The 26792-nt window shown below is 59.0% G+C and carries 23 protein-coding genes, 2 pseudogenes and 1 riboswitch; of the genes and pseudogenes, 14 read left to right on the top strand and 11 right to left on the bottom strand.

The genetic code is table 11. From position 1 onward, the window contains the following. Positions 1–372 precede the first annotated feature (372 nt). Entirely contained in the window at positions 373–1068 is a 696-nt protein-coding gene (locus FHW76_RS23115) for an alpha/beta fold hydrolase (protein ID WP_022065957.1), read from the top strand. A 162-nt stretch (positions 1069–1230) separates the two neighbouring features. Here the strand turns inward: FHW76_RS23115 and FHW76_RS23110 are convergent, their stop codons facing one another. Then, positions 1231–1455 carry a hypothetical protein gene (locus FHW76_RS23110; protein ID WP_004199962.1) on the bottom strand — a complete coding sequence of 75 codons (225 nt, stop codon included), beginning with the start codon at positions 1453–1455 and terminating at the stop codon, positions 1231–1233. 203 nt (positions 1456–1658) lie between these two features. Further along, the gene (locus FHW76_RS23105) at positions 1659–2426 is read right to left on the bottom strand and encodes a helix-turn-helix domain-containing protein (protein WP_008804805.1); all 768 of its coding nucleotides are present in this window, start codon (positions 2424–2426) and stop codon (positions 1659–1661) included. Positions 2427–2535: 109 nt separating this feature from the next. Here FHW76_RS23105 and FHW76_RS23100 point away from each other — a divergent pair, with 109 nt between their 5' ends. Next, entirely contained in the window at positions 2536–3327 is a 792-nt protein-coding gene (locus FHW76_RS23100; RefSeq protein WP_012541656.1) for a sulfite exporter TauE/SafE family protein, read from the top strand. A gap of 87 nt (positions 3328–3414) precedes the next feature. On the opposite strand, the gene puuE is transcribed toward FHW76_RS23100, so the two are convergent. The 3 genes and pseudogenes from puuE to FHW76_RS23085 form a co-directional block, all read right to left on the bottom strand. Beyond that, positions 3415–4347, bottom strand: coding sequence for an allantoinase PuuE (gene puuE, locus FHW76_RS23095; protein ID WP_012968158.1), 933 nt, complete (start codon positions 4345–4347; stop codon positions 3415–3417). Next, positions 4235–5103: pseudogene (locus FHW76_RS23090) on the bottom strand (aspartate/glutamate racemase family protein); the annotation flags it as partial. The pseudogene FHW76_RS23090 and the gene puuE, both read right to left, overlap by 113 nt. Beyond that, the gene (locus FHW76_RS23085) at positions 5103–5819 is read right to left on the bottom strand and encodes a GntR family transcriptional regulator (protein ID WP_008804802.1); all 717 of its coding nucleotides are present in this window, start codon (positions 5817–5819) and stop codon (positions 5103–5105) included. The pseudogene FHW76_RS23090 and the gene FHW76_RS23085, both read right to left, overlap by 1 nt. A gap of 144 nt (positions 5820–5963) precedes the next feature. Here FHW76_RS23085 and FHW76_RS23080 point away from each other — a divergent pair, with 144 nt between their 5' ends. Then, entirely contained in the window at positions 5964–7460 is a 1497-nt protein-coding gene (locus tag FHW76_RS23080; RefSeq protein WP_008804801.1) for an NCS1 family nucleobase:cation symporter-1, read from the top strand. A gap of 100 nt (positions 7461–7560) precedes the next feature. Next, positions 7561–8871, top strand: a complete 1311-nt coding sequence (gene guaD, locus FHW76_RS23075; RefSeq protein ID WP_040968538.1) for a guanine deaminase — start codon at positions 7561–7563, stop codon at positions 8869–8871. Between the two features lie 121 nt (positions 8872–8992). Here guaD and FHW76_RS23070 read toward each other — a convergent pair whose 3' ends face one another. Together FHW76_RS23070 and FHW76_RS23065 are read right to left on the bottom strand one after the other, a co-directional pair. After that, a complete protein-coding gene (locus tag FHW76_RS23070) occupies positions 8993–9934 on the bottom strand; it encodes a hypothetical protein (RefSeq protein WP_008804799.1) in 942 nt (313 codons plus the stop codon). Between the two features lie 124 nt (positions 9935–10058). Beyond that, a complete protein-coding gene (locus tag FHW76_RS23065; RefSeq protein ID WP_012541652.1) occupies positions 10059–11315 on the bottom strand; it encodes a sensor domain-containing diguanylate cyclase in 1257 nt (418 codons plus the stop codon). Between the two features lie 397 nt (positions 11316–11712). On the opposite strand from FHW76_RS23065, the gene FHW76_RS23060 reads away from it, so the two are divergent. The 3 genes from FHW76_RS23060 to FHW76_RS23050 all read left to right on the top strand — a co-directional run bounded on the left by FHW76_RS23060 (position 11713) and on the right by FHW76_RS23050 (position 15054). Further along, the gene (locus FHW76_RS23060) at positions 11713–12753 is read left to right on the top strand and encodes a LacI family DNA-binding transcriptional regulator (RefSeq protein WP_183477032.1); all 1041 of its coding nucleotides are present in this window, start codon (positions 11713–11715) and stop codon (positions 12751–12753) included. A 191-nt stretch (positions 12754–12944) separates the two neighbouring features. After that, the gene (locus tag FHW76_RS23055) at positions 12945–13868 is read left to right on the top strand and encodes a TIM barrel protein (protein ID WP_100675554.1); all 924 of its coding nucleotides are present in this window, start codon (positions 12945–12947) and stop codon (positions 13866–13868) included. Between the two features lie 13 nt (positions 13869–13881). Then, on the top strand, positions 13882–15054 hold the full coding sequence (locus FHW76_RS23050) for a Gfo/Idh/MocA family protein (RefSeq protein ID WP_040968540.1): 1173 nt from the start codon (positions 13882–13884) through the stop codon (positions 15052–15054). A gap of 37 nt (positions 15055–15091) precedes the next feature. Here FHW76_RS23050 and FHW76_RS23045 read toward each other — a convergent pair whose 3' ends face one another. The 3 genes and pseudogenes from FHW76_RS23045 to FHW76_RS23035 all read right to left on the bottom strand — a co-directional run. After that, a complete protein-coding gene (locus FHW76_RS23045; RefSeq protein ID WP_023340192.1) occupies positions 15092–16198 on the bottom strand; it encodes a DUF4056 domain-containing protein in 1107 nt (368 codons plus the stop codon). A 65-nt stretch (positions 16199–16263) separates the two neighbouring features. After that, positions 16264–17208 (bottom strand): hypothetical protein, encoded by a 945-nt coding sequence (locus FHW76_RS23040; RefSeq protein ID WP_012968151.1) that lies wholly within the window; start codon positions 17206–17208, stop codon positions 16264–16266. Positions 17209–17226: 18 nt separating this feature from the next. Continuing rightward, positions 17227–17482: pseudogene (locus FHW76_RS23035) on the bottom strand (glyceraldehyde-3-phosphate dehydrogenase); the annotation flags it as partial. Between the two features lie 300 nt (positions 17483–17782). Continuing rightward, a riboswitch (TPP riboswitch) is annotated at positions 17783–17884 on the top strand. Between the two features lie 68 nt (positions 17885–17952). On the opposite strand from FHW76_RS23035, the gene tenA reads away from it, so the two are divergent. From tenA to FHW76_RS23000, 7 genes are all read left to right on the top strand, one after another. Next, entirely contained in the window at positions 17953–18648 is a 696-nt protein-coding gene (gene tenA / locus FHW76_RS23030) for a thiaminase II (RefSeq protein ID WP_012968150.1), read from the top strand. Beyond that, positions 18645–19373, top strand: coding sequence for an ABC transporter ATP-binding protein (locus FHW76_RS23025; RefSeq protein ID WP_012968149.1), 729 nt, complete (start codon positions 18645–18647; stop codon positions 19371–19373). The genes tenA and FHW76_RS23025 overlap by 4 nt, the downstream gene beginning before the upstream one ends. Then, on the top strand, positions 19370–20110 hold the full coding sequence (locus FHW76_RS23020) for an ABC transporter permease (protein WP_016161102.1): 741 nt from the start codon (positions 19370–19372) through the stop codon (positions 20108–20110). Before FHW76_RS23025 ends, FHW76_RS23020 begins: the two co-directional genes overlap by 4 nt. 24 nt (positions 20111–20134) lie before the next feature. Continuing rightward, positions 20135–21070, top strand: coding sequence for an ABC transporter substrate-binding protein (locus FHW76_RS23015; protein ID WP_012968147.1), 936 nt, complete (start codon positions 20135–20137; stop codon positions 21068–21070). 306 nt (positions 21071–21376) lie between these two features. Then, the gene (locus FHW76_RS23010; protein ID WP_008804788.1) at positions 21377–22762 is read left to right on the top strand and encodes a diaminobutyrate--2-oxoglutarate transaminase; all 1386 of its coding nucleotides are present in this window, start codon (positions 21377–21379) and stop codon (positions 22760–22762) included. Between the two features lie 9 nt (positions 22763–22771). Then, complete coding sequence (locus FHW76_RS23005) at positions 22772–24253, top strand: aspartate aminotransferase family protein (protein ID WP_162493254.1); 1482 nt, start codon at positions 22772–22774, stop codon at positions 24251–24253. A 204-nt stretch (positions 24254–24457) separates the two neighbouring features. Beyond that, positions 24458–25351 (top strand): LysR substrate-binding domain-containing protein, encoded by an 894-nt coding sequence (locus tag FHW76_RS23000; protein ID WP_040968543.1) that lies wholly within the window; start codon positions 24458–24460, stop codon positions 25349–25351. 241 nt (positions 25352–25592) lie between these two features. On the opposite strand, the gene FHW76_RS22995 is transcribed toward FHW76_RS23000, so the two are convergent. Further along, positions 25593–26783 carry a cytochrome c biogenesis protein/redoxin gene (locus FHW76_RS22995; RefSeq protein ID WP_023322669.1) on the bottom strand — a complete coding sequence of 397 codons (1191 nt, stop codon included), beginning with the start codon at positions 26781–26783 and terminating at the stop codon, positions 25593–25595. Positions 26784–26792: the final 9 nt, after the last annotated feature.

The raw sequence follows: 26792 nt of genomic DNA, 5'->3' as shown, positions 1-26792 counted from the left end.
CCCTGGCTAAGATTGCAGAGATGGTGGGCTACGATTCAGGAATTACTCTGGGCCGCGCATTCAAGCGTTTCACAGGAGTGACAGCGGGGGAATATTGTAAACGGTCCGGGCAGGGACCTGACAGTCAGCTTTGAGCGAGAAGCGGAAAAGTGCTCTGGTAGGTTGTACACGGACCTGGGCATTAGAGCTTGCTCAATTCGGGATCAGCCTGTTGATGGTGGAGGAAGCCTGGGAGAACGTTAGAAACGTTCAGAAACTCTGTGGAAATAGACAAACGCCTATCCAGGACTGCAATTTGATATTGTCGCTGTTAGTAAGATATTTTTAACCTGTCTTATCCAATAAATACACTGATGTATTTAAGCGAGAATTATGAGTTTAAAGCCGCGTAGAATCGTTTTAATTCCTGGGTTTATGCTGAATGAAATGCTTTGGCATGAATTTGAAACATATCTCCCGTCAAACTGTATTGTTCATCATGCAGCTGTAACTGAAGGACGAACCATTCATGATGTAGTGCAGCATTTGATTACTCTTCTACCTGAGAAGTTTTCTTTGATAGGTTTTTCGATGGGAGGATATATTGCCCGACAACTGGCAGCAGAATTCCCTGAACGTGTAGAGTCCTTAGTGCTTATTGCCAGTTCCTTACGGGAAGATACGCCGTTAGAAGCTGAAGAAAAGCGGAAAAGCGTGCAGTCATTGTCCCCCACAACCTTTAAGGGGCTGAGCAGACATGCTATTGCCCGGTCACTCCACCCTCTAAACACATCAAATCAGTATATGATTTCAGCTATCCAGAAAATGGGATGCTCTCTGGGATTTGAAGCCTTCATCACGCAATCATCCTTATCCAGGCAAGGTATACCTTCTGCAACGATACGTTGTCCAACACTGGTTATCGCCAGTGAAGATGATGCCATCCGTTCGATGAAGGAGGCAGAAGAATTGGTCGAAGCCATACCTTATGCGTCGTTAAGAATCATTCTGGATTGCGGCCATATGATTCCGCTCGAACAGCCCAGGGAGTTGGCAAGAATTATTGTTGAATGGATCCCTGCTACGTAAATTATTGGGGGTTTATCCGGCAAAAATCCGGATTTACTTCATCGGGGTAAGTTCCGCTCCTGGCACAGAGCGGACATTACCCTTTGCCGACGTGAAAACCGCTATTGTCTGACCTCATTCTGATCAGCCAGATGTTCTGTCCCGCCGCCCTGCCGGCGGCCTCTATCTCAGTAAAACCTGAATCAGCTGCACGACGATATACACTCCCGCTACCACCTGTATGATCCGAAACCCCCATCTCAGATAGCGCCATTGATGGCGTTCGCTGGCATCAGCGGCTTCAATGGCGGGATCATAACGTTTTCTTTTCCTGGTTCTGAATGTATCGAATCCCCACAGGATGAGAAGAAAGATGATGATGATTTTTTCAACGATAAGATGGTTCACAAAGAGAGACTCCGGTCTTCTCACGGTTACAGGCGGAATAGATAAACCGCCTGGATGTAGCCACCACTAAATGTAGGGGTACCTGAAGACGCAAGCCAGGCTTTCCCGGATTGTCTGTCTTATGACTACGTTAGCGCATAGCAACGCCATAAAAGCGACATTCATTTCCGACACATGCTGCCGGCGTCCCCTTCCCCGACGCATCAGGCTGGGTGATAAAACGATGGCGGCTGCCCGGTCACGCGGCGGAACATGGTGGCGAAAGAGGACGCATTGTCGTATCCAAGGGATAATGCCACTTCGTTCACCGGTTTCCCTGCTATCAACCATGCCAGGGCGCTCACCACACAGGCTCGCTGTCGCCAGGCGGAAAATGACAGGCCCAGTTGCTTCAGGAAATGGCGGCGAAAGGTACTAGGACTCATAAACAGCGCCCTGGCCCAGCGCGCCGCAGGATCATGGATAGAGGGGTTAAGCAAAAAAGCCTGACAAAGCGCCAGCAGCGCCGGATGCTGCGGCAACGGAATGTCAAATTCGCGGACCGGCATGGCGGCCAGTTCCAGCAACATCAACTGTATCAGCATGCGATCGCGTGGGCTGTCGTACAACGGTGGTAAATCCACAGCCTCAAGCAGTAGCTGGCGCAACAGCGGCGAGACGCTGATCACTTCGCAACGACGGTGTTTAATGAAAGCGGCCACATAATCTGGCTCAATATATAAGCTACGCGTGGTCACCCCCACAAATCTGACGGCGTGCACGGTTTCAGGAGGGATCCAGACAGCATGTTGCGGAGGAACCACCCATTCTCCGTCCTGAGTGGTGACATACATCAGTCCGGTCGCGCCATACAGCAGCTGTGCGCGACGATGCTGGTGCGGTGGCAGTATATACCCTTGCGCATAGTCATTGCCTAACGCCACCACTTCGCGATCGAGCCGATCGACCTCGTCAATTTTTACGTTGCGCACACCTGCCCCCCTCTGACCGATTTACAAAGGTAATTGAGCGCTACGCAAATGGGAAGCCGTACGCGACCGGTATAAGCTGCTCGCTCATTTTCAGGGCGGGAATATTCTCTTGAATGATATCGTTATTATTGCGCTGGCAGGCTTTACGACCGGCATTACCACCGTGCTGTTCGGCTTCGGAGGGGGCTTTGTGGTGGTGCCCTTTGTCTATCAACTGATGCTTCGGCAGCCGGAACTCGCGGGAAACGCCATGCATGTCGCGGTGGCTACCTCAACGGCGGTGATGATATTTAACGCCGGCTGGGTCAGCTATCGAAACTGGCGGGCGGGTAAGCTTGCCGCGCAGACGCTGTTTCCGTTGTTATGGTTTATTGCCATTGGGGCGGTGGTCGGCTCCTGTCTGGCGGGGATATTGAGCGAGAAGATCGTTCGCGCGCTGTTTATTCTCTATATGCTGGCAACCATCAGCGATTGTTTGTTGCGCAAAGGTTTTTTCAGGGGCAGCGCTCGGCGTCGGCTGTCCCTGCCAGTAGTCACTGGCGGCGGTATGGTTATCGGTATGATTGCCGCATTGCTGGGCGTGGGCGGCAGCGTCATGACGGTGCCCCTGCTACGGCGACACGGGTATGAGATGCAGGAGTGCGTTAGCGCATCCAACCCGCTTTCTTTGCCCGTGGCGCTATGCGGGGCTGTGACCTATGCCGTCATTGGCTGGCACAGCATTCCGCTGAGCGGATTTCTGGGGTTTATCAGCCTGAAAATTTTAGGCCTGCTCGTCCTGACCGGCTGGGCCGGGATAGTGTTTAGCCGCCGGGCAATCCCTGCGGTACCTGATGTATGGTATGCACGCATCTATGTGCTGCTGCTGTGCCTGGTACTCCTCGCCATGCTCATTCAATAATCAAAATACATCCTGGTGAACCGGTTCAACAGACGCGACCGGGCGGTACCCTCTCCCTGTGGAGAGGGCCAGATGAGTGGCAGCAAGCTACCCGCGATACGGATGGGTTTCGCGCCAGTGGTCGGCGATCTGCTGCCGGGTGCAGACCCACACCTTGTCGTGCTGCTGGATATAGTCAAGGAAACGCTGCAGCGCACGGAAACGGCCCGGACGCCCAAGCAGTCGGCAGTGCATCCCCACGGACATCATCTTCGGCGCGGTTTCACCCTCGGCGTACAGCACGTCAAAGCTGTCTTTCAGATAGGTATAAAACTGCTCCGCGGTGTTGAACCCCTGGGCGGTGGCGAAGCGCATGTCGTTGGCGTCGAGGGTATAAGGCACGATCAGGTGCGGCCGCTGGCTGCCGTCGCTGCAGGCCACTTCGCTCCAGAAAGGTAAATCATCGCCGTAATAATCGCTGTCGTAGTCAAAGCCGCCGTGCTCCACCACCAGCTGGCGGGTGTTGGGGCTGTCGCGGCCGGTATACCAGCCGGTGGGCGGTTTGCCGAACAGGTCGGTCAGTACCTGCACCGCTTTTTGCAGATGCGCGCGCTCCTCGGCAATATCCATGTGCTGATAGTGGATCCAGCGCCAGCCGTGGCTGACCACATCGTAATCCGCAGCCTTGATCGCCGCCACAATCTCCGGGTGCCGCGCCAGCGCCATCGCCACGCCGAAGACCGTCAACGGCAGCCCGCGCTGGCTGAACTCACGATGGATGCGCCAGAACCCGGCCCGGCTGCCGTACTCATAGAGTGAATCCATCGACATATGGCGTGCCGGGTAGCTGGCGGCGCCAATAATATCGGACAGGAACTGTTCCGACCCCGCATCGCCATGCAGGACGTGATTCTCAGCGCCTTCCTCGTAGTTGAGGACGAACTGCACCGCGATCCGCGCCCCGCCCGGCCAGCGCGCGTGCGGCGGCTGCCCTGCATAGCCTCGCAGATCGCGAGGATAGTGCTCCTGGTTCTCTACCATCTCCTGCCCCTTTTAAAATGGATTTAACGACTGAAACTGTCCGCTTAACGCTTTTTTCTCCGGGAACGCTAAGTCCCCGTGCTTGCTGGTCGCCAGGCCCAGCGCGACCAGTGACTCCACCATCTTCACCGCCGCGCTGACGCCATCGATCACCGGCACCCGCAGCTCGCGGGTCAGCTCCTGCGCCAGGGTCGCCATCCCGCCGCAGCCAAGGACAATCGCCCCGCTACCATCCTCTTTCAGCGCGCGAATGCAGCGCTCACGCACTTTCTCCTGCGCCAGGCCGCTGCCGTCTTCCAGCGCCAGCACCGGCAAATCAATGGCGTGCAGCGCCGCGCAATGTTGATGAAATCCGTACTGGTGCAGCAAATGACGGGCGATGATCAGCGTGCGCGGCAGCGTGGTCACAATGGAGAAACGAGTGGCGACCATCGTCGCCATATGCATCGCGGCTTCCGCAATGCCGATCACCGGCCCCTGGGCCAGCTCCCGCGCCGCCAGCAGCCCCGGGTCGCCGAAGCAGGCGATCACATGCCCATCCACCCCCTGCTCGCGTCCGGCCTTGATCTGCTCCAGCACGCCGACCGCGGCGATAGCTTCGTCAAAGTGGCCCTCAATTGACGGCACCCCGGCACGGGGACAGACCGCAAGGATCTCGGTACCCGGCGCAGCGACCGCACGCGCGGCGGCGCCTATCGTTTCAGTCATCGCCAGGCTGGTATTAGGGTTGATCACTTGTATACATATGGCAGACATCACGGCTCCTTGTGGCCGGCGAACAGCCGGGAAAAATCGGGCAGGCTGACGCCATCGCGCTCGAAGCACAGACTGGCGACAATATGATCAAAATGGTGCATCAGCGCCTCGCTGAGCGGCTGCAGGGCTTTATCCCGTAGCAAACCCACCAGCTGCTGGTGATCGTCGCAACGGCAGCCCTGTCGCCAGGGAGCGCCCCAGGCGGCAATCACTAAAGAGGAGCGCTGGCTGAGGCGGGTCACCATCTCGGTGAGCACCGGGTTGCCGGAGATAGCCTGCAGCTGAATATGAAAGTCAGCGGAGTGGCGGATCGCCGCCGGGCCGTCGTGCGCCTCATGGGCCTGCTGTTCACGCTGAATAATGTTCTCCAGCGCCGCCAGATGCGGCGGCTGGCAGCGCGCGATCACATCCGGCAGATTAGCGACCTCAAGCAGCGCCCGGGTACGAAAGATCGCCTGGGACTCTTCCACGCTCGGGCTGGTGACGTGTGCACCACGTTTGGGCGTTAACGTGACCAGTTGCACAGCGGCGAGTCGTTGCAGCACCTTTCTGATGCCGGTGCGACTCACGGCGAACACCTCCGCCAGCGCCTCTTCCGGCAGTTTGCTGCCCGGAGGCAACTGATGTTCGACGATGGCCGTCATCAGCGCCTGGTAAATGCTTTCGTCCTTGTCCTGCAGCGCTGGCGCGGCCTGGAGACGATGTTCATTATTCATTAACCCACTCCGGTTTCACTTATCGATAGCAGATCGTATACATAAAATTTATTTTTTGTATACAAGATTCATCATTCTGGCCTGGATCCTGCAATAGCCTCAGCAATCCATTTCAAAGGGTTTTCATTCAGAGGAGCAGGTTTCATGCCACATTCATCCCACACGCAGCAGAAGAAGACTCACGAGGCGGCCGCCAGCTACAGTCCGCGGCTATGTAATGAGGATCTGGCGCCCACCCGCGACCAGAACTGGAGCTGGTACAATATTTTTTCATTCTGGATGTCGGACGTGCACAGCATGGGCGGCTACGTAGTAGCGGCGAGCTTCTTTACGCTTGGACTGGCCAGCTGGCAGGTTCTGCTCTGCCTGCTGGTCGGCATCTGTATTGTGCAGCTGTGCGCTAACCTGGTGGCGAAGCCGAGCCAGATGGCCGGGGTGCCATACGCCGTTATCTGCCGTCAGGCGTTTGGCGTCTTCGGCGCCAATATCCCGGCGGTGATCCGCGGGCTGATCGCGTTCGCCTGGTACGGTATTCAAACCTATCTGGCGGCGAATGCCCTGATGCTGGTTCTGCTCAAGTTCTGGCCCTCCCTTGCCTCGCTGACCAGCAGCAGCTTTCTCGGGCTGTCAACGCTCGGCTGGCTGTGCTTCGCCACCATGTGGCTGCTGCAGGCGATGGTGTTCTGGCATGGCATGAACGCCATCAAACGCTTTATCGATATCGCCGGTCCGGCAGTTTATGTGGTGATGCTGGCGCTGGCCGGCTGGATTGTATACAAGACCGGTCTGGATGGGATCTCCTTTACCCTCGCCAGCAAATCCCTGAGCGCCGGCGAGCAGACCTGGCAGATGATCACCGCCACGGCGCTGGTCGTCTCCTACTTCTCCGGGCCGCTGCTTAACTTCGGTGACTTTTCCCGCTACGGCAAAAGCATGGGCGAGATCCGCCGCGGTAACCGCTGGGGTCTGCCGTTTAACTTCCTGCTGTTCTCGGTGGTGACCGTGGTGATTGTCTCCGGCACCCAGTCGCTGTTCGGCAAAATGATCACTGACCCGATCGAAACCGTCAGCCGCGTGGGTAACGATCTGGCGGTGGCCATTGGCCTGCTGACCATGATTACCGCCACCATCGGCATTAATATCGTGGCTAACTTCGTCTCTCCGGCCTTCGATTTTTCCAACTGCGCGCCACAGAAAATCAGCTTCCGTACCGGCGGGATGATTGCCGCGGTGGGATCGATACTTCTGACGCCGTGGAATCTGTTTAACTCGCCGGAGCTGATCCACTATACCCTCGACGTACTGGGCGCCTTTATTGGCCCGCTGTTTGGCATTCTGATCGCCGACTTCTACCTGATCAAACGCGGCCGGGTGTCGGTGGACGATCTGTTTGACGATACGCCGAAGGGCAAATACTGGTACCGCAACGGCTTTAACCCGAAAGCGATTGCCGCCCTGCTGCCGTCGGTGGGCCTGGGGCTGATCATCAGCTTTATTCCGGCCCTGCATGAAGTGGCGAACTTTAGCTGGTTTATCGGGGTCTTCCTCGGCGCCACCCTCTACCGCTGGCTGGCCCGCGACGAGCGTGAAGCACAGGCGACCGCAGCCTTTCATTCCGGCGCGGTAGCGCAAAAAGAGTAACCCTCCCCACCTGCCGCGGCGTCTGGCCGCGGCAGGCTGAAAACTGGCACCAATCTTGCTGTTTATCACTATTCCCAGGCGTTAAGAGAAGGCAGGTTCGATGATGGATTACCAGACCGCGGTACGCGGTGCATTTTTTGATATCGCCGGCGTGGCAGAGACCCCGGATGAGGTGGCTGCTCAGGCCCGTTATCTCGATGATGGCCTGTTGTTCTTGCAGGACGGGAAAATTATCGCGCTGCTGCCATGGCAGGAGGGTGAAGCCTTTCTGCATCCGCTGAAGGGCTATGTCGACCAGCGAGGCAAGCTGCTGCTGCCCGGGTTTGTCGATACCCACATTCACTATCCGCAGACTGAAATGATCGGCGCCTTTGGTGAACAGCTGCTGGAGTGGCTCACCACCTACACCTTCCCGGTGGAGAGCCAGTTTGCCGATGCGGATTACGCGCAGGAGATAGCGCAGTTTTTTGTTAACCAGCTGATTAGCCATGGCACCACCACCGCGCTGGTGTTTTGTACACTGCACCCGGCTTCGGCCGAGGCGCTGTTCAGCGAGGCGCTGCGTCTGAATATGCGGCTGATCGCCGGCAAAGTGATGATGGATCGCCATGTGCCGGATTATCTGTGCGAAACCGCCGGGGAGAGCTACGAGCAGACCCGGGAGTTAATCCTCCGCTGGCATCAGCGCGGGAGGCTGGGCTATGCCATCACCCCGCGCTTTGCCCCTACCTCGACACCGGCGTTGCTGGAGGCCGTGCAGCGCCTGCGGACTGAGTTTCCCGACACCTGGCTGCAGACACATCTCAGTGAAAACCGCGAGGAGATCGCCTGGGTTAAACAGCTGTGGCCTGAGCATGCGCGCTATCTGGATGTCTATCATCACTATCAGCTCACCGGCGAACGCAGCGTATTTGCTCACGGGATCCATCTCGATGATGCCGAGTGGCAGTGCCTGCATGACACCGGGTCCGCCGTTGCCTTCTGTCCGACCTCGAATCTGTTTCTCGGCAGCGGACTGTTCCGCCTGCCCGCCTGCTGGCAGCACCAGGTGCGGATGGGCATCGGCAGCGACGTCGGGGCTGGCACCACCTTCAGCATGCTTCGGACGCTGGGCGAGGCCTATAAGGTAGGACAACTGCAGAGCTATCGCCTGCGCGCCAGCGAGGCCTTCTATCACGCCACCCTCGGCGGGGCGCGCGCCCTGCGGCTGGAGGATAAAATTGGCAATTTTCAGCCGGGCAAAGAGGCAGATTTTGTGGTGATTGACCCGGCGGTCACCCCGCTGCAGCGTCTGCGCACAGGCCGCTGCCATGACATTTATGAGCAGTTGTTCGTGCTGATGACCCTGGGAGATGAACGCAATATCAGCGAGACGTGGGTGAATGGCGAGCGGGTGTGGTGTCAGGATTGACCCTCACCCTGGCCCTCTCCCAAAGGGAGAGGGAACCGTCCGGTCATCGTTGCGACGCTGGCACGCCTCCAGGTCCTCTCCCGGGGGGCCTTTGAATTGCCTGGCACCAGAATTTGGGTAATCAAAAACTCATTGCCAGGCCTACGCCATAGCCCGTGGTGTTATTGCCGAACATATAGCGCGCCACCAGTCGGGTGCGGGTGATAAAGACCGGGTATTTACTGCTGTCCAGCTCGAGGCCAACCCCCAGGGAGGTCAAACCGGTAAAGCCCAGCGCCCCTCGCTGCTCGCCGAGAAATTCAGTATGCGCCCCCTCCAGCACATAACGCAGCGGGTTGCCCAGCAGCGTCCAGTCGGCTATCGGCGCGCGGCGGCGCAGATACAGGCCGAGATTCTCCGCGCTGGCCTCGCCCTGTACCACCTCGGCGCTACTGCCGAAACTTTGCAGATGCATATAGGAGTAACGCAGTTCGGCATCAATATCCTGGGTGGCAGAGAAGCGTTCGTAATCCAGCATCAGTGCCCCGCCCAGCCCCCAGGCGTTGAACCGACCGCCGTCGAGAAATTGCAGATCGGCGTTGGTTTTTCGCTCAATTGCCCAGCTACCAATACGCGCATCGCTGGCCAGGGTACCGAGCATCACATTGACGATCGGCCGCAGCACCAGGTTGCCTCCGAGGCTGTCCCGGTGCAGCGAAAAATCCCAACCGACGCCGCCGGTGGTGGTCAGACTGTTCCATTTGGTCGGCACATTCCGCGTCTGTTCGCCATTGCTGACCACAAAGCGCGGGTCGTAACGGCTGTAACCCATCGTACCTTCAAGGTACAGAGGAAACGACTCGCTGAGGGTTGCCCCGCCGCCAAACTGGGTGATGGCCAGATTATGTTTGTCGTTGCTGCCGGAACCAATGTTGAGATCGCTGGCGGTCACGTCAGGGACGACGGTATAGCTCATCAGAGTCAATACGGCATCGGCACGCTGTTTGATGGCGTGGCCGTTCGCCGCCAGCGTCGCTGGCGCGTAAAGCGAAAGTACCGACAGGAGAACGAAAAGACGCACCATATGTCGTTTGCCACCTCAGCGACAGGCTAACAATATTGCCACCTAAATCAGCAGGCTGGCGTTCACTCAGTATAGTCGGTGAGTCAGCCTGCGCGTCCGGCGGGGAGAAAAAGCATCGGGCTGGTCAGGCCGCGCCTCCGCGGCTATGCAGCAGTTCCACATTTTCAAACGGCAGGCGCGAGACCCGGTTGCGCCCACCATTTTTGGCCACATACAGCGCTTTATCGACGCGGGAAAAAAGCTGATCAATCGCTTCCCCGTCATGGTGTTCGGCCACGCCGATGCTCACCGTCACCGACAGCGTCTGATACTCGCTGACCGCCTGGCGGATCCCTTCCGCCAGTATCAGGGCGCGCGCTATCGGCGAATGGGGTAAAAAGAGCAGAAACTCTTCTCCCCCCCAGCGATAAATTTTATCTTCGCGATCCACCGACGTTTCCAGAATGCGGGAGATCACCAGCAGGACTTCATCCCCTTTTTGATGACCGTGAATATCATTAATGCTCTTGAAATGATCGATATCGATTAACAGCAGACAAAAGCCTTGCGCGATAAATGACGGCGCCTCGACGAGGCGATAAAATTCACGGCGATTAAGCAATCCGGTGAGCGGATCGTGGGCGGCAGAGAATTCCAGCTCTTTTTTCAGATGCACTTCCTCGGTGATATCGTGAATAATGCACAACATCAGTCGAATATTATAAAGCACTACGGGCCCGGCGTAGGTTTGGACATGGCGCAGCGTACCGTCGGCTAAAATATGCGTAAAATTAAGCGGTTTATGCCCGCCAGGCATATTGGCAATATTATTCATGATGGGGATCACGTCCCGACCAAGGGTATTAATTTGCCAGGTATGTTTATTGCGCATTTCCTCATCGGAATAATGATAAAAACGCAGCGCCGCAATATTGGCATCGACAATTCGACCATCCTTACTGGGATCGATCAATAGCATCGGCGCGGTATTGGTCATAAAAAAACGGGCAAAAAAACCATTGTTGCGTCGCTGGTAGCGGCGGGAACCGGTATGAATGGATTGATTTTGCGCCAGCAGCTTCACGGCTTCAAACAGCAATAAGGTACCGCTGTCGTCGGTGTCGACCAGGGTGGTTTTACAATATACCGACTGCAGGCCCTTGCCCGTCTGTAACGTCCAGACTTCAAATATCTCGGTCATCGTATCGAGATAGCGAAGATAATGTTGTAACTGCGTTTCAGGACAGGTCGAATAGATACCGTTACGCATCTCCTTCAGCGACATATCGCCGCTCAATGTCCGGGAAGCCGGATTGGCATAGACCACACTTTCAGTAAAAGGATGGACTACCCATATCGGGGTGCTTAATACATCAAAAACAGCCAGTTCTTTTAATAACATACAGGCCCCAAACCGACCAATTCCCGGCGCAGAAGCGACACATAACGATATGCGTCCCTGACGCTGGTATAAAGTGATAACAAAGAAACCGAATAGCCTTAATGACGCGCGTGCGCGGCAAGTATAGTCGGTTCTGCACGCAGCGACGCCCACCCGAGGCGACTTTGCGCGTGGTTTAACCGTCCGGATGCGATAATGTCTTTTTTATTAATTCTATTTCAACAGCATAGCAGCAATACCAGAACTGGTAGTCGCTTTTGATCACAGAGTGTGTCTATCGGTCTTTTCGCCCGTTGGCTGCGTATTGGCTTTGTCCAGGATGCCCGCATTGCGGCTTTTATGCCCAGACTAATCGTGATAGTTTCTATCATAACTCTCATCACAAACGGCCATCATAGTGAAAAAATCCGCTACTAAAATCACGCTTGCCGATATCGCACGTGAAGCCAACGTCGGTATTGCCACCGTCGACCGGGTGCTCAACAAGCGTGCGGCGGTGAAGGAGTCCACGGCATTGAGCGTACTGGAGGCGGCACGACGACTGGGGTTTACCCTCGAGCAGCCCCACTATCGCCTGGCGGCGGGGAAAGCGCCGGTCACGGTCAGAATGGGGTTTATTCTGCTGCAGGAGACCCACTCCTTCTACCTGCCGCTGGCCCAGGCGCTGACGCGAGAGGCCGCCCCATGGCTACCGGCGGGCCAGGCGCCGGTGATACTGCATTTTGCCATCGATGCGGTGGAAGCGATGGCTCAGGCCATTCACCGGCTGAGTGACGAAGTGGACGTGTTAGGCCTGGTGGCGCTGGATCACCCGCTGATTCGCCACGCGGTGGCCCGGGCAGCCGCCCGCGGCGTTCGCGTGTTCACCCTGCTTTCGGATCTGTCGGTCCCTCAGCGCAGCGGATATATCGGCCTCGATAATCAAAAAGCCGGGCGCACCGCCGCCTGGTTTATCGAGCGCTTATGCCGCGGGGATGGTGAAATAGGCATTATCATTGGCGACAATCGTTTTACCTGTCAGGAAAGCTGTGAGATCAGCTTCCGCTCCTGCCTGCGTGAACAAGGCATGGGGCAGCAGATCCTGGAGCCGGTTCGCAGCCATGAACGGGCGGATATCGCCAGGAGCGTGACGGAGCAGATGCTGAGTCAGTACCCGGCCCTGCAGGCAATCTATGCCCCCTGCGGCGGCGTCGAAGGCATTGTCGAGGCGCTGCGCGACAGCGGCCGTCAGCAGGCGATCACCCTGGTCTGTCACGGCCCGCTAAACGACAGTGAACTGGCCCTGATCGATGGCACCATCGACATCATGCTTAACCACCGGCTGGAGGCGTTTGCCGCCGCCACGCTACGCACCATAACGGACGCGGTTTCGCGCTCGCCGAGCGAGGTGATTTCTCTCCCTCAGCCTTTCGATATCATCACCAAAGAAAATATGTAAACTCCCGGCCCCGCCGCCGCCGGGGCCAGTTAACGGGCAGACCGCGCCCGCCCTCAATTTGATAAAAAACTATCAAAAACCCCATCAATACAAAGTATGATGGCCATCAAAAAATCATCATTCCATCATTGTTGAGAATGAAATATTTATTCAATACTCAGCGGCATCCCCTGTGTAAAAAGGAAGCCAACATGACACTCTCAATCGCCAATGCCCCCTGCAGCTGGGGCGTGGATGACCCGAAAAACCCTGACCTTCCCGCCTGGGCTACCGTGCTGAAGGAGGCGGCGCAGGCCGGCTATCGCAGCATTGAGCTGGGGCCCTGGGGCTACCTGCCCACCGACCCGGCCAGCCTGCGCGCGGCGCTGGAGCAGCATCAGTTGTCGCTGGTGGCCGGTACGATCTTTGACGATCTGGTCAGCGAGGCCCATTTCCCCACCCTGGTGGCGCTGACCCATCAGATCTGCCGCAATCTGTCGCAGGTTCCGGCCGCCGAACCCACGCCAGGGCATCCTGTTCAGCCGCCTTACCTGGTGATTATTGATTTCGGCAACCCTGAACGGGCGCGCTTTGCCGGGCGCGGCGCGCTCGCTCCACGTCTTGATGACAAAGACTGGCAGCGCATGATGGCGCACATTACCGCCCTCAGCACCCTCGCCTGGCAGGAGTACGGTGTGCGGGCGGTTATCCATCCCCACGCCGGGGGCTGCATCGAATTTGCGGATGAAATCGAGCGGCTGGCGAACGATATTCCACACGACGTCGCGGGATTGTGTCTGGATACCGGGCATCTCTACTACGCCGGTATGGATCCGCTCGACTGGCTGGATCGCTATTACGCACGACTCGACTACCTGCACTTCAAGGATGTGGATCCGCAGGTTTACCAGCGCGCCCTCGCCGAGGGCATCGACTTTTTCACCGCCTGCGCCGAAGGGGTAATGTGCCCGCTCGGCAGCGGCGCCATTGACTATCCGGCCATCAAAGACTTTCTCGCCCGCCGAGGATATCAGGGCTGGATAACCATTGAACAAGAGCGTGATCCGCGCCATGCCGCAGGCAGCCTGCAGGCGGTCACGGAAAGTCTGCGCTATCTGCGCGACGTGGGATTCTGACAGGAGACGCAACATGATTAACGGTTTAAAACCTCTCGATCGCACCCTGCGCTGGGGCATGGTCGGCGGCGGCGGCAGCAGCCAGATCGGCTATATTCACCGCTCAGCGGCGCTGCGTGATAACACCTTTACGCTGCTGGCCGGCGCCTTTGATATTGATGCCGAACGCGGACGCCAGTTCGGCCAACAGCTGGGGGTGGATCCCGACCGCTGTTACGCCGACTACCAGAGCCTGTTCCGCGGTGAAGCGGAGCGTCCGGACGGCATTCAGGCGGTGTCGATTGCTACACCAAATAACACCCATTATGCCATCTGCCGGGCGGCGCTGGAGGCCGGGCTGCACGTGGTGTGCGAAAAGCCGCTGTGCTTCAGCAGCGAGGAAGCTGACGAACTGGTGGCGCTCAGCCAGCGGCAGCACAAGATCATCGGGGTGACCTACGGCTATGCCGGCCACCAGCTGATCCTGCAGGCCCGACAGATGATCGCCGACGGGCTGCTGGGCGACATCCGTATCGTCAATATGCAGTTTGCCCACGGTTTTCACGCCCAGCCGGTGGAGCTGGAAAACGCCAGTACGCGTTGGCGGGTCGATCCTCGCTTTGTCGGCCCCAGCTATGTTCTGGGCGACCTGGCCACTCATCCACTGTTTCTGGTTGAAACCATGGCTCCGCAGCTGAACATCACCCGGCTGATGTGCGCCAGACAAAGCTTCGTCAAAAGCCGCGCGCCGCTGGAAGATAACGCCCATGTGCTGATGGAGTATGACAACGGCGCCGTTGGCTCGCTGTGGAGCTCCGCCGTTAACTGCGGCTCCATGCACGGACAAAAGGTGCGTATCGTCGGTGAAAAAGCCAGTCTCGAATGGTGGGATGAACAGCCCAACCAGTTGCGCTATGAAATCCAGGGCGAGCCGGTGCGTATCCTCGAGCGCGGCATGGACTATCTCGATCCGCTGGCGCGTCAGGATGACCGCATCGGCGGCGGCCATCCGGAGGGACTGTTTGAGGCATGGTCGAATCTCTATCGCCGTTTCGCCATCGCCATGGATGCCGCCGACCGTCGCGACGAAGCGCTGCTGGCCGACTTCTGGTATCCGGACGCTCGCGCCGGCGCGTTCGGCGTGCGCTGGGTGGAAAACTGCGTACGGTCTGCCGACAACGGCGCCTGCTGGGTCGACTTCCGCTAACTCACTGGCTCAGGGCGCTCGCCCTGAGCCTTTATGGCTATTTTTCAATTCGTGCCAGCTGGGTCTTATCCGCCTCACGTGCGCTATCCGCCAGCGCCTGGAACGCGCCGGCGCCATAGTATTGCGCGGGAACCGGCAGCGCCTGCATATCATGCCCTGGGTAGATCTGCAGTTCGCCGAGGTCGCGTAAGCGGAACCCCCCAACCTGCTCCGGCATGGTCAGGCGATACGGCGGCAGGGTTTCGAAAGGGACCGGCGTCGGCAGCCGATTTTCCTGCAGATCGTAGTTACGTTTCAGCACCAGAAACTTATCCGGCACCCGCCGGTGACTGTTCCACCAGTCGCCGTCGATCCGCTGAAACATCGCTTCCGTCTCCCCTCTCGTCGCCACCATCAGTCGGGTCAGCGCCTGTTTCAGCGCCGTATCCATGGCCTGGTTATAGTCTTCCAGCGAACCACCGTGGCCGCTGAGGATCACGTTAATCGCCAGCCTGGCGCCGAGTAAATTGGAGTAGAGATCCTCCGGCGAAAAAGCGGAGATCTCCTCAGAAAACCCGGGGACCGACTGGAAGCCATACCACTGGGCAATCTCATGCCATTGGGCAATTTCGAAGGCCAGATGACCCGCCAGCCAGGCGGCCAGCTGATAGCGCTGCCTGACGCCCGCCGGCGGCGTAAAGGCATTCAGCTGAACGCGGCGTACGCCCAGCTCTTCACTGTAGAAGATCCGCCCCGCCTGGCCCAGCGTCGGCGCAATACGATTGAACAGATAGAAGGTGTAGTCCGCCGTATCGCGCACATGGGCGATATCAATAAACCCGCCGCGACGGGTATAGATGAGCCCGTTCTGCTCCTCGCTGAGCCCCAGCAGGTTTTTCACCGCCCCGAACGCGCTATCGTTGTAATGGTGCTTGCCCAGCGTATCCAGGGTCAGCACATTGCCAATCTGGTATACCGGGATCGGGATGCCCACCGCGCGCACGTGCAGGTCGTAACCAAAAGCGCAGCACGGTCGCAGCGACTCCGGCGGCGGCAGCTCACCCAGGGTGGGCACCGGATGGATCGCCGTCACAGCGGGCAGCACCGGATCCTGCGCCAGCGCCGGCAGCGACAGTGCAAACAGCAGCCATAAGGCTTTACGCATCAACAGCCTCTCCACAACAACAAAAGAGCGCGCATCTTACCGGCAGATGACGCCAGCAGTTTTAGTTAAAAACGGTATTCACCGGAGACAAAGAAGCTATTGCGCTCGTTAAAACCAAATTCAGTCAGCACGTTAAAGTTTTTGGTGACTTCATACTGGGCGCCAATCAGCATATTCCAGGGTGAGGTTAGCTTCTGCTTGACGTCGAATTTCCCCTCGCCGTCTTTATTGACTGCGGCAATCAGGGGCTGAAGCTCTGGCGGCATATGCAGGTCGGCCAGATCGCCTTTAAACTCCTGCTGCACGTCCTGATACATGCTCCCGACCCACAGGCTGAGGTGGGACGGCCCGTCGATCCCCTGAAAACTGAAGCGGTAGCCGACGCGCGGCGAGACGGTGACCGCCGAGATGCTGCCGTCGAGAATATCGAAATCGGTACGGGTGTAGTTAGTGTCTACTAACCCGAACCAGTTGCCGTATCCCCCGGCGAGCGTAAAGCCGGTTCCCCAGGTGGTTCCTTTGAAATCAAGCGTAAAATCAATATTCTGCAGTTTTCCGCTCTGATAAAGCTGGTGAACCGCGCCGGCGATCACCCGATCCAGACCGCGAAACTGCGAAGGATCCGAATCCACGGAGACCTGGGAGACAGACGACCCGCGGGTATGCCCCACCAGCCCGTAAACGTTGAGAAACGGAAAGACCCACATATCGAGGCGCAGGTTTTCGGTTTTGCTCTTCTCGCGGGTGTGCCCGGCATCGATGGCGAACATATCGCTGGGAATGGGATGGTTGCCCAGCTTAAGCCCGGAAAAGGTAATACTGTCGACCATGATATCCTGACGGATATTCATATAGCTCAGGTTGACGCCGTAGGGTAACGGGATCGAATACCCCCGGGCGCGTGCCTCATCTCCCCATATCGGAAAATAGCTGTCGCTCTCGCTCTGCTCCGCGGCCGACGCGCCACAGGCCGCCAACAGCAGCGTTAACACCGTTCCGGATGCTCTCATTGTTATTCTCATGTGTAGTTATAAACCCGAACCGACATTGCAATAGACCGCCTGCTCATGCTCACTGAACGCCACGTCAATCCCGGTACGCAAACCGTACTGCCGTGCAATCAGGTAACGAAAACCGGCCCCCCATGCCACCTCTGACTGTTCCGCTGGCGTGCGCGCCGCGCCCCCCGCGCCAACGAATCCCTGCAGGATCCAGCGCGGGGTGAAGGCCCAGGGAGGTTTGCGCCGTGACCACGTCGTCGCCCTGATAGCGGTAGCGCGAAATAGGGACATCAAAGGGTTATCATGGTGGATGAATGACTGATTAATGGCCCGCGACCGCCAGTGCGGACAACAGGAATTTCATGCTTACTCCGGGGCTTTGGGGACGCACGACACGCCTCACGAACAGTATTAACGCGACGGGGTAATGAAAATATAACGTATGAGAATAATGCTCACCAACGCGCAGTCGCCTGTTTTTCGGGTATTTTTAAACGAAAAAGTGCTGGCTATCACAGAAAAATGCCATCGCGATACAGGGCAGCGCGGTGATTGTATTCAAAAGGTGAATATCGTATAACATAGCGCTACCGAGGGGTGTCCCGTGAGGGCTGAGATGGCGCAAGCCGAACCCTTTGAACCTGATCTGGGTCATGCCAGCGAAGGGACGGGTCGGCAATTTTGCCTGCATTACCGCCATTGCCTGTTCACACCCCTGCACGCCCGGATCTCCCCTGAATATCTGGAGGTCCTGTGATAATTCCCGCGTTTAGCCATGGTCTTTATGGCCGTTTACGCCAGCTGGCCGCCGCTGACTGGCAGCACTATGTGGCGCATCCTTTCGTCCAGCAGCTTGCCGAGGGCACCCTGGCGGAAAGCGCATTTCGTCGCTACCTGACCCAGGATTATCTGTTTCTGATCCACTTTGCCCGCAGCTATGCGCTGCTGGTGAGTAAACTGCGCACGCTGCCGGAGATGCGGGCCGCGGCCGCCTCAATGAACGCCATCCTCAACGAACTGCCGCTGCACGTCGGTTACTGCGCTCAGTGGGGCATTAGCGAGCAGGAGATGGCTACCCAGCCTGAAGCGCCGGAAACCATTAACTATACCCGCTACGTGCTGGATATTGGCCACTCGGGTGACGCGCTGGATCTGCTGGTCGCGCTGATGCCCTGCGTGGCCGGTTATGCGGAAATCGGTCTCGGCCTGCTGCAGCATCCCGCCACCCGACTGGACGATAACCCCTACGCCTCGTGGATCCGCAACTATGGCGATGAAGGCTATCTGCACGGCGTCAATGCCGCGCTGGCGCTGCTGGAAACGGTATGGCAGCAGCGCGGGAGCGAGGCCCGGATCACTGAGCTGAGCGAGATTTTCACCACCGCCACCCGCCTTGAGGCGCAGTTCTGGCAGATGGGCCTCAACGCGACAGCGGAGACCCGGGCGTGACGGCGCCGGGTATCGAGGTCCGTGGCCTGAGCCTGCATTTCGGCGACCGCCGGCTGTTCGACAACCTGTCGTTTACGGTCCCCGGCGGGCAGTGGGTGTCGCTCCTCGGCGCCAGCGGGGCCGGCAAAACCAGCCTGCTGCGGGTGATGGCCGGTCTGGCGCCCGCCACCCGGGGAGAAGTGGTCGCCAGCGATGGGCAACCGATTCAGGGCCGTCTGGCGTGGATGGGGCAGAAAGATCTGCTCTACCCCTGGCTGAGCGTCCGGGACAACGTCGCCCTCGGCGCGCGGCTGCGCGGTGAAAAAGTCGATCGTGCCCGGGTCGCCGCCCTGCTTGAGCAGGTGGAGCTCTCGTCCTGGGCCGACGCCCGGCCGGCAACCCTCTCCGGCGGCATGCGTCAGCGCGCCGCGCTGGCCCGCACCCTGTATGAGGACCGCCCCATCGTGCTGATGGATGAGCCTTTCTCGGCGCTGGATACCCTCACCCGCACGCGCATTCAAACTCTGGCCGCCACCCTGCTGGCTGGTCGCACGGTGGTGCTGATCACCCACGATCCGCAGGAGGCCTGCCGGCTGAGCCACCGCCTGCTGGTCCTCTCGGCGGCAGACGGCGACATCGATGACAGCCATCACCTTGCCGGCACACCTCCGCGCGCGCCGGACGCGCCCGATCTCTTGATTAGCCAGGCCGCCCTGCTGCAGCAACTGATGAGGGCCCATCCATGACCGGACGTCTCTGGCGGGGAGGTATGGTGTTCTGCGGCCTAATGATCCTCTGGGGTCTGGCCAGCCGCAGCGGCATTCCTCACTTTCTTTTACCCTCCCCGATGGCGGTCGCCGAGGCGCTGTGGGTTAATCGCGCCTATCTCGGCTGGAACACGCTTATCACGCTCAGTGAGATCCTGAGCGGCCTGGCGCTGGGCGTGACGCTCGGTGTCACCCTGGCGCTGGGTATGATCCTCTCTCCGCGTCTGCAGCGCTGGCTGATGCCGCTGGTCCTCACCAGTCAGGCGATCCCGGTCTTTGCCCTCGCCCCGCTGCTGGTGCTGTGGCTGGGCTTTGGCATGAGCGCCAAAGTGGCAATGGCCGTGCTGGTGATTTTCTTTCCAGTGACTTCCGCCTTCTTTGATGGCTTGCGACGGGTCAACCAGGAGTATCTCGATCTGGCGCGCAGCATGAACGCCTCCTTCGGCGCTCAGCTGCGGCATGTCCGCCTGATGGCTGCCCTGCCTGCGCTGGGCTCGGGCCTGCGGATGGCGGCGGCGGTGGCGCCCATCGGCGCGATTATCGGCGAATGGGTCGGCTCCGCTGAGGGGCTGGGCTACGTCATGCTCAATGCCAATGCGCGGCTGCAAACCGATATCTGCTTCGCCGCGCTGTTTATTTTAGTGCTACTGACCCTCCTGCTGTGGCTGGCGGTAGATACCCTGCTACACCGGCTGATCGACTGGTCACCGGAATAAAGATGAAGTAATAAAGGAAAACAGATGAAAAAGTCGCTTTTCGCCGGGGCATCCCTGACGGCCCTGGTCAGCGGCCACGCGCTGGCCAATGAACCGCTGACGCTGGTGCTGGACTGGTACATTAACCCCGACCATGCGCCGATTATGGTGGCCGAGCAGATCGGCGCCTTTAAGGCTCAGGGGCTGGACGTCAAGATTGTCCCTCCCTCCGATCCCGCGCTGCCTCCCCGCATGGTGGCCGCCCGTCAGGCGGATCTGGCCATCACCTACCAGCCGCAGGTGCACTTCTTCGCTGACGAAGGGTTACCGCTGGTGCGCGTTGGGACCCTGATTAACTCGCCGCTGAACACGGTGATCGCTCTCAACAAGCAGATCAAAACTCCGGCAGATCTGCAAGGTAAGAAGGTGGGCTATTCGGTCAGCGGCATTGAGCAGGCCACCCTGTCGACCATGGCGCAACACGCGGGTATCGATCCGGCCAGTATCAAACTGGTTAACGTCAATTTCCAACTGACCAGCGCCCTGCTGGCGGGCCAGGTGGACGCGGTCATCGGCGGCTACCGTAATATAGAAGCACAGGAGCTGAAGCTGCAGGGCAAAACGCCGGTAGTGATGAACGTCGAAGATTACGGCGTGCCGGCCTATGACGAGCTGGTGATTGTCGCCCATCGCGACGCGATTCATGAGGCCAAGATCCGTAAATTCCTCACCGCCCTGCAGGCCGGAGTGAGCTATCTGCGCGCCCATCCGCAGGAGAGCTGGGAGGCGTTTGCCGCCGCCCACCCGGAGCTGAAAACCGAACTCAACCACCAGGCGTGGCTGCAAACCGTGCCGCTGTTCGCCACCGATCCGGCGGCGCTGGATAAACCGCGCTACGAAGCTTATGAACAGTTTTTATATAACAATAAGTTGGTGAAAAAAGTCACACCTTTAACAAATTATGCGGTGGAACTGCATTGAGACTTGCTATCGCTGACGGAAGGCATTCCGTCAGCGTTTTAACGCAGCGGCAATAAAAATATAGAGACTTTCTCACTAATAATTACACTTTAAAGGGTTATCGTGACACGCAGTTGTTCTATTATAATTCAGCAGGTTACGTTAATTATTGCCCCGGTAAGAATAACGTCAAAATAGCGCAATCAATAAAACGTTGAATGCGGATTTAAAAAGCCATATATTGTGCGCGCTTTATGAATGCCAATTCAATTCCTTAGACCAATTATTCAACCAGCGTTCAACCGCAATGCTGGTTGTGGGAGTGATATGATGACGGATAAAGTCCGTATTGATACTTTACGTGCCGATTTATTAGACGCAAACAACGAAACCTTTTTGGCCCGTCAGGCCGAATTCGAATCGAATGTCAGGAGTTACCCGCGTAAGTTACCGCTGGCTATCACTAAAGCTGAAGGCGTGTGGCTGACGGATGCGGATAACAAACAGTACCTGGACTGCCTCGCGGGCGCCGGTACTCTCGCTCTGGGCCACAACCACCCTGATGTATTGCAGAGCATCCAAAGTGTCATTACCAGCGGCTTGCCGTTACATACCCTCGATCTGACTACCCCGTTAAAAGATCGTTTCTCCGAATACCTGCTCTCTTGCCTGCCGGGCGAAGGGAAAGAGTATTGCCTGCAGTTCACCGGTCCTTCCGGCGCTGACGCCGTGGAAGCCGCGCTGAAACTGGCGAAAAAATACACTGGCCGTACGGCGGTGATCAGCTTCTCCGGCGGCTATCACGGGATGACCCATGGCGCGCTGTCCGTCACTGGCAACCTGTCGCCGAAAGCGGCGGTTAACGGCATGATGCCGGAAGTCCAGTTCATGCCTTACCCGCACCTGTATCGTTGCCCGCTGGGCATCGGCGGCGAAGCCGGCGTGAAAGCCCTGACCTACTACTTCGAAAACCTGATCAACGACGTGGAGAGCGGCGTCCGTAAACCGGCGGCGGTGATCCTCGAAGCCGTGCAGGGTGAAGGCGGCGTGAACCCGGCGCCGGTCGAGTGGCTGCAGCGCATCCGCAAAGTGACCGAAGAGCATGGCATTCTGCTGATCGTCGATGAAGTGCAGGCTGGCTTTGCCCGTACCGGTAAATTCTTCGCCTTCGAGCACGCCGGTATCCAGCCGGACATCATCGTGATGTCGAAAGCGGTCGGTGGCGGTCTGCCGCTGGCGGTGCTGGGCATTAAAAAACAGTTCGACGCCTGGGAACCGGGTCACCACACCGGCACCTTCCGCGGCAACCAGCTGGCGATGGCTACCGGTCTGACCACCCTGCGTCACCTGCGCGACAACAAGATTGCCGACAAAGTCGCTGCCCAGGGCGAGTGGCTGAAAGGCAAACTGGCCGAGCTGCAGAAGCGCTACCCGGTCATTGGCCACGTACGCGGTCTCGGTCTGATGATCGGTATCGAAATCGTCAAGCCGAACGAAGCGCAGGATCACATGGGCTGCTACCCGGCTGACGGCGAACTCTCTGCCCTGCTGCAGAAGAAATGCTTCGAAGCGGGCCTGATTCTGGAGCGCGGTGGTCGTCACGGCTGCGTGCTGCGTCTGCTGCCGTCCCTGCTGATCAGCAACGCGGAACTGGATGTGTTCCTCGACAAATTCGAACAGGCCCTGCTGGCCGCCGGCGTAAAGCCGGTCTGAGTGGAGTCAGTGACCACCATGTCCACATTGAATCCGATTCTTGCTGGTTCAGCGCAGAGCGTTGAAGCCTATCAGCAGGTTATCGAGCAGACCAGCCAGGCCGTTGTGCAGTGGCTGAAGCAACCTGAGATGTATCAGGGGAAAAGCGTTGACGAGCTGCGTGAGCGTATCTCCCTTGAATTTAACGAACAGGGTTTGGGTAACCAGGCGGCGATTGATCGTGCGATCGAGTACTTCCTGAAAGACAGCCTGTCGGTGCATCACCCGCAGTGCGTGGCGCACCTGCACTGCCCGAGCCTGGTAATTAGCCAGGCGGCGGAAGTGTTGATCAACGCCACCAACCAGAGCATGGACTCCTGGGACCAGAGCCCGTCAGCAACCATCATTGAGATGAAGCTGATCGAATGGCTGCGCGCCCGGGTCGGTTATCCGGCTGGCGACGCCGGCGTCTTCACCAGCGGCGGCACCCAGAGCAACCTGATGGGCCTGATGCTGGCGCGCGACGCCTTCTTCGCCCGTCAGGGGCACTCCATCCAGCAGGATGGGCTGCCGGGGGATATCCGCAAGTACAAAGTATTGTGCTCGGAAAACGCCCACTTCTCGGTGCAGAAGAACATGGCGCTGATGGGCCTCGGCTACCGCTCGGTCACGCTGGTGAAAACCGACGAATTCGCGCGGATGGACGTGTCCGATCTGAAAGCGAAGATTGCGCAAGCGCAGGCTAACGGCGAGCAGATCATGGCGATCGTCGCCACCGCCGGCACCACCGACGCGGGGGCTATCGACCCGCTGCGCGACATCGCCGGTATCGCCGCGGAACATCAGATCTGGCTGCACGTTGACGCAGCCTGGGGCGGCGCGCTGCTGCTGTCTGAGCAGTATCGTGACTACCTTGACGGTCTGGAGCTGGTGGATTCCGTTACCCTGGACTTCCACAAGCAGTTCTTCCAGACCATCAGCTGCGGCGCCTTCCTGCTGAAGGACGCGCGCCATTACGAGCTGATGCGTTATCAGGCGGCCTATCTGAACTCCGAGTTCGATGAAGAACACGGCGTACCGAACCTGGTGTCTAAGTCGCTGCAGACCACCCGTCGCTTCGATGCGCTGAAGCTGTGGATGGGTCTGGAAGCGCTGGGCCAGAAACAGTATGCGGCGATCATCGATCACGGCGTCACGATGGCGAAAAACGTGGCGGAGTACGTGAAGTCGCAGCCGACGCTGGAGCTGGTGATGCAGCCGCAGCTGGCGAGCGTGCTGTTCCGTTCCCGTCCGGCGCAGATGGCGCAGAGCGACGCGGCGGCTATCGCGCTGCTCAACCAGCGCGTCGGCGATGCCCTGCTGGCTTCCGGCCGCGCTAACGTTGGCGTGACCGAGCATAACGGTGTCACCTGCCTGAAGCTGACCCTGCTGAACCCGGTGGTGACGCTGGATGACGTGAAGGTGCTGCTTAACCTGGTGGAACGCACCGCTCAGGAGCTGCTGGCGCAATAACCTGCCCTAGCGGGCGGCGCCTGCCGCCCCGCTGTCAGCCTTACCTGCAATAAGCCGATAATCTCCTTATCGGCTTTTTTATTTCTTTCCGCGCCACTGACGTTCTCTGCTCCCTGGCTGGTCGCTGGGCCCGTTGACGCCTGCCTTTCGCGATGCCACAGTACTATCCCGAGAATAACAACGTTCAGGATGAACATCCTGAAAATGAGGATGATGATGGAGAAACGCTTACCGGGGCTGGATCTCGACGCCCTGCGCAGCTTTGTGACCGGCATGGAGTGCGGCAGCTTCGCCCAGGCAGCGCTGCGCCTGTCGCGTTCCACTTCCGCCGTCAGCGCCCAGCTTAAAAAGCTGGAGAGCCAGTGCGGTACGGCGCTGGTGGCCAAACAGGGGCGGCATCTGGTGCTCACCGCGGAAGGCGAAAAGCTGATGAGCTACGCCAGACGACTGCTGGCGCTCAATGATGAAACCCTGCGCGCGCTGCAGGGCGAGCGACTCACCGGCGAGATCCACCTTGGTATGCAGGAAGATTTTGGCGAATCGCTGATGCCGGGGATCCTGGGGCAATTTAAACGGCATCATCCGCAGGTGCGGATAGTCGCCAGGGTGGATCGCAATGGTCCGCTGCGCCAGGCGCTGGCGGAAGAGGTGCTGGATCTGGCGCTGCTGTGGCAAACCGAAGATCAGGGTCCCGGGATGGGCCGCTGCCCGCTGGCGTGGATTGCGCATCCTGACCTGGATATTGGTGCACTGCTGTCCTCCGGCGATCCGCTGCCGCTGGTGATGTTCGACAGCCCGTGCCTGATGCGCTCCCGCGCTATCGCCTGTCTCGATGCCGCGGGGATCCCCTGGCAGGTGGTATTCGTCAGCCACAGTCTGAACGGCATCTGGGCGGCGGTACAGGCTGGCCTGGGGCTGACGATACGCACCCGTATCGGCATGCCCGGCAACCTGCGCACCGTCGCCGGGCTGCTGCCATCGCCAGGTAGCCTGGCCGTTAACCTGCAACAAACCCCGCGCGAGGGACAGCATTCCGCCGCCGTGGCGCTGCTCGGCGAACTGATGACCGAGGCCCTGCAGGGGTGGGTCGAGATGTGACGGTGTCACGCTACTTCCATTCACCCTCACCCTAACCCTCTCCCTGAAGGGAGAGGGAACCGCCCGGCAGTCACCGGCAATGGGCATCCAGCGCCGTTCCCGCTTCAATGCCCGGTGGCGGCTGCGCATTACCGGGCCGACATTCTCCCTGCGCGCTCCTGTAGGCCGGGCAAGCGCAGCGCCGCCCGGCAACAGGTATAAGGGCTGGAGGGATCCGTCCGCCAGACGCCTACGCCGCGGGTCAGGCTTTGTTCTCCTGCAGCAGTTGCTGGATCACCTGCTCCTGGCGGGCATAATCCCCTTCGCCGAAGGCGGTATAACGCAACTGTCCGCGAGCGTCGAAAATGTAATGCGCCGGCCAGTACTGATTGCCGAAGGCATTCCAGATGGCGTACTCATTATCCGCCACCACCGGGTAGGTTATCCGCCCGTCCTTCACCGCCTGGCGCAGCAGCGGCAGCGAACGCTCCCAGGGATATTCCGGGGTATGGACGCCAATCACCACCAGCCCGGCCGCGCGGTATTTGTTCGCCCAGTCGCGCACGTAAGGCAGGGTATGCTGACAGTTGATGCACTCCCGGGTCCAGAAATCCACCAGCACCACTTTGCCCTTCAGACGCTCCGGAGTTAACGCCGGGCTGTTGAGCCACGCGCTGCCTCCCGCCAGGGAGGGCATCGCGCTGCTGGGCTGCGGCGCGGCGATCGGCTGGAGGATGGTCTTTTGCTCCGGCTGCGGCAGACGGGCGGCCAGCCGCTGCTCCAGCGCCTGACTCCAGCCTCCCGCACTTTGCAGATAGCGATCGCCGCCGCTGGCGATCAGCGCCACCGAGGCCAGCATCGCCACCCCCGCCAGCCGGCGCAGCCGTTCGCCGAACGCCAGCCCACGACGCAGACGGGCAATCAACGCCGCGCCGCACCACCCCAGCAGGAATAACATCAGCGCCCCGCCGCTGCCGTAAGCCAGCAGCAACCCGCCAGTGGTCGCCTGGCCCGGATGCACAAAGCCCAGGCTGAGTATCGCCCCCAGTACCGGCCCGGCGCACGGGGCCCACAGCAGGCCCACCGCCAGCCCGGCCAGCAGCGATCCGATCCAGCCGCGCTGGCGTGAGCTGGCGTTGTTAAGCTGATTTCCCAGCGCCACCAGGGGTGAGGTCAGCCGCTGCGCGACGCGCTGCGAAAGCAGGCTCAGCCCGACCAGGGCGAAGAACGCCAGCGCCAGGCCGCGGCCTGCGAGGGTCAGATTCACCACCCAGCCGCTGGCGACCGTCACCAGCCACGAAACCGCGCCGAACATCAGCGCCATTCCAGCCAGCATAATTGCCAGCTGCCCCCGGCGGCCCCGGACGCTGGCGAACAGCAGCGGGATCACCGGCAGCGTACAGGGGCTCAGCAGGGTTAACATTCCGCCCAAAAATGCAATGAATATCGACATCGCCTTCTC

The sequence above is a fragment of the Klebsiella sp. RC2 genome, assembly GCF_014192815.1.
GTDB classification, from domain to species: Bacteria; Pseudomonadota; Gammaproteobacteria; order Enterobacterales; family Enterobacteriaceae; genus Klebsiella; species Klebsiella variicola.
This window is presented reverse-complemented; position numbering and strand designations above follow the sequence as displayed.

Coding starts and splice junctions, on each gene's coding strand:
- FHW76_RS23085 (WP_008804802.1), bottom strand. CDS start 5,819: ATGAATAATGAACATCGTCTCCAGGCCGCGCCAGCGCTGCAGGACAAG.
- FHW76_RS23065 (WP_012541652.1), bottom strand. CDS start 11,315: ATGTTATTAAAAGAACTGGCTGTTTTTGATGTATTAAGCACCCCGATA.
- FHW76_RS23015 (WP_012968147.1), top strand. CDS start 20,135: ATGAAAAAGTCGCTTTTCGCCGGGGCATCCCTGACGGCCCTGGTCAGC.
- FHW76_RS23115 (WP_022065957.1), top strand. CDS start 373: ATGAGTTTAAAGCCGCGTAGAATCGTTTTAATTCCTGGGTTTATGCTG.
- FHW76_RS23055 (WP_100675554.1), top strand. CDS start 12,945: ATGACACTCTCAATCGCCAATGCCCCCTGCAGCTGGGGCGTGGATGAC.
- FHW76_RS23050 (WP_040968540.1), top strand. CDS start 13,882: ATGATTAACGGTTTAAAACCTCTCGATCGCACCCTGCGCTGGGGCATG.
- FHW76_RS23000 (WP_040968543.1), top strand. CDS start 24,458: ATGAGGATGATGATGGAGAAACGCTTACCGGGGCTGGATCTCGACGCC.
- guaD (WP_040968538.1), top strand. CDS start 7,561: ATGATGGATTACCAGACCGCGGTACGCGGTGCATTTTTTGATATCGCC.
- FHW76_RS23020 (WP_016161102.1), top strand. CDS start 19,370: ATGACCGGACGTCTCTGGCGGGGAGGTATGGTGTTCTGCGGCCTAATG.
- FHW76_RS23010 (WP_008804788.1), top strand. CDS start 21,377: ATGATGACGGATAAAGTCCGTATTGATACTTTACGTGCCGATTTATTA.
- FHW76_RS23070 (WP_008804799.1), bottom strand. CDS start 9,934: ATGGTGCGTCTTTTCGTTCTCCTGTCGGTACTTTCGCTTTACGCGCCA.
- FHW76_RS23045 (WP_023340192.1), bottom strand. CDS start 16,198: ATGCGTAAAGCCTTATGGCTGCTGTTTGCACTGTCGCTGCCGGCGCTG.
- FHW76_RS22995 (WP_023322669.1), bottom strand. CDS start 26,783: ATGTCGATATTCATTGCATTTTTGGGCGGAATGTTAACCCTGCTGAGC.
- FHW76_RS23080 (WP_008804801.1), top strand. CDS start 5,964: ATGCCACATTCATCCCACACGCAGCAGAAGAAGACTCACGAGGCGGCC.
- FHW76_RS23040 (WP_012968151.1), bottom strand. CDS start 17,208: ATGAGAGCATCCGGAACGGTGTTAACGCTGCTGTTGGCGGCCTGTGGC.
- puuE (WP_012968158.1), bottom strand. CDS start 4,347: ATGGTAGAGAACCAGGAGCACTATCCTCGCGATCTGCGAGGCTATGCA.